This is a genomic window from Bacteroides sp. CAG:633 (assembly GCF_000435115.1).
Lineage (GTDB): Bacteria > Bacteroidota > Bacteroidia > Bacteroidales > Bacteroidaceae > Bacteroides > Bacteroides ndongoniae.
Map to the genome: position 1 here is coordinate 7,815 of NZ_FR882975.1, position 6,898 is coordinate 14,712.

General features: G+C 49.6%; 5 protein-coding genes and 1 pseudogene (1 of these 6 running past the window's edge). 3 read left to right on the forward strand and 3 right to left on the reverse strand.

The features are described 5' to 3' along the window. Positions 1-695: pseudogene (locus QVP67_RS01735) on the forward strand (AAA domain-containing protein); it begins 2,750 nt to the left of the window's first position. 243 nt (positions 696-938) lie between these two features. Here QVP67_RS01735 and QVP67_RS01745 read toward each other — a convergent pair. The 3 genes from QVP67_RS01745 to QVP67_RS01755 all read right to left on the reverse strand — a co-directional run bounded on the left by QVP67_RS01745 (position 939) and on the right by QVP67_RS01755 (position 5,046). Continuing rightward, positions 939-2,486: an MFS transporter gene (locus tag QVP67_RS01745; RefSeq protein ID WP_022161842.1), complete on the reverse strand. Its 1,548-nt coding sequence runs from the start codon at positions 2,484-2,486 to the stop codon at positions 939-941. Between the two features lie 146 nt (positions 2,487-2,632). After that, entirely contained in the window at positions 2,633-3,589 is a 957-nt protein-coding gene (kduI, locus tag QVP67_RS01750) for a 5-dehydro-4-deoxy-D-glucuronate isomerase (RefSeq protein ID WP_022161843.1), read from the reverse strand. Positions 3,590-3,624: 35 nt separating this feature from the next. Next, entirely contained in the window at positions 3,625-5,046 is a 1,422-nt protein-coding gene (locus tag QVP67_RS01755) for a PTS galactitol transporter subunit IIC (RefSeq protein WP_022161844.1), read from the reverse strand. A gap of 290 nt (positions 5,047-5,336) precedes the next feature. Here QVP67_RS01755 and QVP67_RS01760 point away from each other — a divergent pair, with 290 nt between their 5' ends. Together QVP67_RS01760 and QVP67_RS01765 are read left to right on the forward strand one after the other, a co-directional pair. After that, entirely contained in the window at positions 5,337-6,554 is a 1,218-nt protein-coding gene (locus QVP67_RS01760; RefSeq protein WP_022161845.1) for a glycoside hydrolase family 88/105 protein, read from the forward strand. Between the two features lie 12 nt (positions 6,555-6,566). Further along, on the forward strand, positions 6,567-6,898 hold a 332-nt coding region (locus QVP67_RS01765; RefSeq protein WP_288179785.1), incomplete at its 3' end, for a pectinesterase family protein.

A 6,898-nucleotide genomic window follows, 5' to 3' on the forward strand; every position in this document is an offset into this window, starting at 1 on the left:
TGGCTGGCCAGGAAGGAGAACAGGCAGCCGTATCGTCCCGCTTTTACGACATGCTTTGCCGGCAGGGAAGGATGAATGTCGATGTGGCAGCTTTTCCCAACCGCGCTTTTTATGGTGGCAAGCTGGTGCCCATCGGGCTTACCCATCAGTTTGGCGAGTTGAATCTGGCGGAAGGGCTGGAGGATTCTGAGTTTGCCGATATACTGGTACGCCGCGTTGCCTTTCTGCCGTCCGAGCCCGAGCCGGCTTTGCAATCGTCGAAGGTGAATCATGCTGAAGCACGCATCGTGGCACGTCTGGCAGTTGCGGTCTATCATCAGTATGATCGGACTTCCGGGTTTTGCCCGCTGTCTACTTTGGGCATTATTACTCCTTACCGTAGCCAGATAGCTTTGATACGGAAAGAACTGGCTGCAACGGGTATTCCCCAGCTGAATGATGTGCTGGTAGATACGGTGGAGCGTTTTCAGGGTAGCGAACGTGATGTCATCATCTATTCGTTCTGCGTGAACCGTGCCTCTCAACTGAAGTTCCTGGCAAACATGACCGAAGAAAACGGAGTGCTGATAGACCGTAAGCTGAATGTGGCATTGACCCGTGCCCGAAGGCAGATGTTTATGACGGGAGTACCGCAATTGCTCGGACAAAATCCGGTTTATGCCGATTTATTGGACGAAATTCAGGGCTTCTTATAACTTTTTTGCACAATAAAGTAACTTTATAGTGTTTATTAATATCAAATTATCAGAAAAAGCATTATCTTTGCCCCACGTTTTTTTCATAGAGATTTAGATTTAAGGTTAGAAGAATTGTGGAAGTCGTGAGACTTCCCTTTTTTTTCCATGGAATATGGGTACAATTTTCCCCAGTTAGGAAAAAATATTTTTCCAACTGGGGAATTCTTTTTTCCTAACTGGGAAAAAATAAGTCAGCTTCCTTTAGTCTAAAACGATGGGTTTGTATTTCGGTACCAATATCTTCATGATGCACCAGCCAATCAGATAGGACACGGCGCAGACGCAGAAGATGATGAAGTAACCGGCCGGTTTGCCTTCGAAGCCCATAAAGTGCATGGCGGGCTGTACGTATTCGGCACCCTGAGCAAGGAGAGCCTTGGTCATTTCTACTTCCTGACCGTCGACCATGGTGGTACCGGCAGCATAAGTGAACAGCATTCCCGAGCATTTGTTTATGAGGTAAGCGCCAATACCGCCTGCCATACCGCCTAAACCGATAATGGTGGCTACGGCACTCTTGGGGAACATGTCACTTCCTACGGAGTAGATGTTGGCCGACCAGGATTGGTGGGCAGCACCGGCTATACCGATGATGATGATGGGGAACCAGTAGGAATACTCACCAAGCGGCTGGGCAAACAGAGCCAGCAAGGGGAACAGGGCGAAGATGAACATGGCGCGCATACGGGCAGCATAAGGATTCATGCCTGTCTTGTTGATGATGATGGTAGGCAGCTTGCCACCGTAAATGGACAGCATGGTGATGGCATAGAGTACGAAAATCAGCAGCTGAGCCGTTCCGCTGTCCGAAGAGAATCCGTATACATCGGAAATATAGGCAGGAGTCCAGAAGAGGAAGAACCACCATACGCCATCGGTCATAAACTTACCTACAGCTACAGCCCATGCCTGAGGATATTTCAGACATTCCCAAAGGCTCATTTTTCGTTCTTCTTTCTGATTGGCAGTGTCTTGTGGCTTTTCGTTCTGTTCGGCTTGTTTGTCCAGGTTGATATAGGCCAGTTCGGCTGCATTGACATGAGGATTGTTTTCCGGTTTCTTGTATGCAAATACCCATACGCCCATCCATACGAAACCTAATACACCGATGACGATGAAAGCCATTTCCCATCCGTTTCCGATGCCAAGGCTTTGGAAATATCTGGCCAGTGAGGGAATGGTGACTGGAGCAACAAGAGCACCTACAGTGGAACCGGCGTTGAAGATGGATGTTGCGAATGCACGGTCTTTTTTAGGGAAGTACTCAGCGGTTACTTTAATAGCGGCGGGGAAGTTACCGGCTTCACCGATACTGAGCACAATACGTGCGGCAATAAAGAAGTAGACACTGGTAATGGCGATGGTAGTGGCAACAGCTCCGGTAGCCGCAATCATTTCAGCAGCATCGTGAATGCCTACTACATGTTCGGTAGCCCAACCGCAGACGGCATGGAGGCAGGCACCCATGGACCAGACGAAGATAGCCCAAAGATATCCTTTCTTGGTGCCCATCCAGTCGATGAAGCGTCCGGCAAAAAGGTTGGCTACGGCGTATACAAGTGAAAAAATAGCGGTGATGTCTCCGTAATGTGCATCGGTCCAGTGGAATTCGGGAGCGATGAAATCTTTCCATGTCAGTGAGAGAACCTGACGGTCAAGGTAGTTTACGGTTGTCGCGAAAAAAAGCATGGCACAGATGGTCCAGCGATAGTTGGTCATCTTGCTGACAGCATTCTGATAATTGTTCATGATAGTAGATTTAATATTTGTTCCCTGCAAATATACGGATTTGTGGTTTTTCTTGGGTGTAAAAATTGGTGGAAATCCTAAATAAAATGACAAAAACGGGCATAAATGATTAACATTTATGCCCGTTCAGGTGTTTTCGGAGTATTTTATCTCATATCCGTATACTTGATTTCGTCTTTGTCGCTGTACTTCAGGTTTTCACCGCCCATACCCCAGATGAAGGTATAGTTACGTGTTCCGGCAGCAGCGTGGATGCTCCATTCGGGAGAAGTGACAGCCTGTTCGTTGTGCAACCAGATGAGGCGTTCTTCCTGCGGTTGGCCCATCAGGTGACAGATGGCGTTGCCTTCGGGAACGTTGAAGTAGAAGTAGGCTTCCATACGGCGAGTGTGGGTGTGAGCCGGCATCGTATTCCATACAGAACCCGGAGCCAGTTCGGTAAGACCCATCTGCAACTGGTTGGTACCGCCATTCTTTACTCTTTCCAATACATCTTTCACGATCAGCTGGTTTACAACGCGGTCGTTGCTATCTTCCATCTTGCCATAGTGGTCTGAGATGGCGAGGGCATATTTCTTGGGATCGGCTTTCTGAGCTTTCACATCGGTTGTGATCAGCTGTGTAACGTAAGGCTTGTAAGCCGGTGCCGAGTTGATGTAGAACTTGGCAGGCTTGCTGGCATCGTTGCTCTTGAAAGTTACTTCCTTGTTACCGCAACCTACGTAGAGGGCTTCTTTGTATTTCATCGGATATTCCTTACCGTCTACAGTCACTACACCATCGCCACCGATGTTGATGACACCCAGCTCGCGGCGTTCCAGGAAATAAGTGATTTCCGGACCCAGTTCGGGGAATACTTCCAGTTTCAGAACCTTGTTGACAGGCATGGCACCACCATAGATGAGGCGGTCGTACAGTGTATAGGTTACGTTGATTTCGTCCGGAGCCATAACTTTTTCCATGATGAAGGCACTGCGCAGACGTTCGGTGTCGTAGTGCTTCACGTCATCCGGATGGCAGGCTGTCTGCACTTTGTAATTCACTTGGGCATTGGCTGCTATGGCAGCGGCTCCCAACATAAATGCGAATGCTAATCTTTTCATATTACTCCTTTTTTGATGTTTTATTGTTTTCTTTTTTATTTCTCAACCGGTTCGCTGGCAGCTTTTTTCTGCAGCTTGATGATGGCACGGCGGTTCCAGATCATCAGAGCCAGTGTGCACAATACCAGAATACCGGCACCTATATATTTAAAGGTATAAGTCAGGTGGAAGATAATCCACGAGAAGATGCTTGATGCGAAGTCGAGTGCACCACCTTCGAATCCGTCGGGGATTTTCAGGGCACCGTCGGGACTGCCTTTGGCTACTGTTGTGGCATAAGCGTCGTTGGCTGCCTGAGTGAAGTGCGGAGCCATATCGGTTACGAAGTACAAACCTACTGTCAGGGCTACGAGACCGATGAGGAACGATTTCAGTACGTTACCCTTGGTGATGGGCAATACCAGCGGGAATACGTAGAACATACCGGCCAGAGATGCCAGGGGCAGGAATTCGTTGCCCGGCAGGATAACAGCCAGCAGGATAGTTACGGGAATCAGCAGCAAGGAAACGACCAGTGTGGTAGGATGGCCGATAACCAATGCAGGGCTCATACCGATGTTCAGGCCTACGGCTCCCTTGAACTTGCGGGCAATCAGTTCGCGTGTGGCGTCGGAGATGGGTTTCAGACCTTCGATGAACAGGCCGGTGATGCGCGGAATCAGCTCCATGACGGCACCCATCTTGATGCCGAGTCCTAATATATAAGGTATCTTGTCCACCAGTTCCTGACCGTTGTGGCAGGAGAGGGCAGCGATGCCGCATCCGATGACGATACCCAGGAAGAGAGGTTCGCCCAGCAGACCGAACTTTTTCTTCATACCTTCGGCGTCGATGTACAGCTTGTCGAATCCGGGGATTTTGTCCAGTATCTTATTGATGGCTACGGCAAAGGGAATGAATCCGGCGCAGAACGGCTGCGGGATGGAGATTCCTTCCATGCCGGGATAGAAGTTCTGGAACTTCTTGGCGGTATAGTCGGCCGAAATCAGGGTAATGATGTAGCAGATGATGGCTGCGAAGAAACCCCACAGGATGCTGTCGCTGGCGAAGTAGACTACTGCGCCGATGAAAGCAAAGTGCCAGTAGTTCCACAAGTCGATGTTGACCGTACGGGTGGTTTTGGTCAGAAGCATCAGGATGTTTACTCCCAGACAGACAGGGATGATGAAAGCACCTACCGTTGTGTTATAGGCTACGGCTGCTGCTGCCGGCCATCCCATATCGAATATTTTCAGTTGGAGACCATAGATTTCGACTACCTGGCTCAAGGCCGGGCCAAGGCTGCTGGTCAGCAACGCTGTGACAACGGATAAACCTACAAAACCGACACCTACCAGTAAACCGCTTTTCAGTGCCTTGCTGAACTTAATGCCAATGCAAACTCCTAAGATTGTAAAAATAATAGGCATCATCACTGCTGCTCCTAAGCCGATGATATAGCCGAAAACTTGTTCCATTCTTTTCTGATTTAATTATTAATAAGGTTATGTTTTTCGATTGGTACAACTTGAAAACTGTGCCAAAATTAAGACCTTTTCTCAATTAATCAAACTCCAAAGCCATAATTATTAGTAAAATGAACGATTTTGGACTAAATTTGTCGTTATCGTGCACAAAAAACTCCGTTCTCGCACACGAATACCAAATATTGCACATACTATACCCAAAAATACACGCCGTTCTTGATGGAATGTGCTATTTTTGTTTTGGAAAATGATAGGTCTGATATCTATAAATGAAGAATCCCATGAAAAACTCAATTATTTGTAAGATTTTAGTATGTTCCCTGTGGATGGTTTTCCCTTGGGGAATGTCGGCTCAGAAAGTGAGCGACAAACAGCCCTGGTCGGTACGGATGGCCGAGTCGGAAATGATACGTTGTCCGGAGTCGTGGCAACTGGACTTCCAGCCTAAACTGAAGTGGGACTATTGTCACGGACTGGAACTTCAGTCGATGCTCGACGTTTACGACCGTTACGGCGACCGCAAGTTCTACGATTACGCCCTGGCTTATGCCGACACGATGGTGAATGCCGACGGCACAATAAAAATGTATAAACGTCAGGAGTTCAGCCTAGACCGCGTGAACTCCGGCAAATTCCTGTTCCGCATCTACGAACAGACCAAGGACGAGAAATACCGGAAAGCCCTCGACCTGCTGCGCAGCCAGTTCGACGAACATCCTCGCAATGCCGACGGCGGCTTCTGGCACAAGAAGATTTATCCCAATCAGGTATGGCTGGACGGCGTTTACATGGGGGCTCCTTTCTACGCCGAATATGCATTCCGCAACAATCAGGTGGAGGTTTATCCCGATGTAGTCAACCAGTTTCTGATGGCCGCACGCCATACATACGATCCTGCCAACGGACTTTACCGCCATGCGTGCGACGTAAGCCGTAAGGAACGTTGGGCCGACCCCGTGACCGGTCAGTCGCAACATTGCTGGGGGCGTGCGCTGGGCTGGTATGCTATGGCGTTTGTCGATGCGCTCGACTTTATTCCGAAGCATGAGGCGGGGCGCGATTCCATGCTGGTCATCTTCAATAACATAGCTGCTCAGGTGAAGCGTCTGCAAGACAGTAAGACGGGTGTGTGGTATCAAGTGCTCGACAAGAGCGGTGCTAAAGGGAACTATCTGGAGTCCTCTTGCTCGGCCATGTTCGTCTATGCGTTGTTCAAGGGGGTGCGCAAGGGATATATCGATCCCTCTTATCTGGAAGTAGCCGTCAAGGGCTACAAGGGCATTCTGAAAGAATTTATCCGTGTGGACAAGGACGGACTGGTCAGCATCACGCAGGCCTGTGCCGTGGCCGGACTGGGTGGAAAGAACTATCGTTCGGGCGATTACGACTATTACATCAACGAGACCATCCGCGCCAACGATGCCAAGGCCGTGGGACCGTTCATCCTGGCAAGCCTCGAATGGGAACGTCTGCAGGAAGTAAAAGCCATCGTCAAATAAAGCCGTCGCAGGATGAAACGTGAGGTGCTGATACGTTTTCGGTTGTTGCTGCTGTGCCTGGTCTGTGCAGGAAGCGCATGGTCGGCCGACGGCAAGTGGAAAGACACACTCGTGGTGGACGGCAGCGGCAACGGGGATTACCGCACGCTGACCGAGGCCATGGAGGGCATACGTGCCTTCATGGACTATCGGGTGACGGTGCTCGTCCGCAACGGTGTGTATCGGGAAAAGCTGGTAGTGCCTTCGTGGCTGCAGAATGTTGATTTTGTGGGCGAGGATGCCGAAAAGACAGTGATAACGTTCGACGACCACGCCAATATCCGCCGGATGGGTACGTTCCGCAC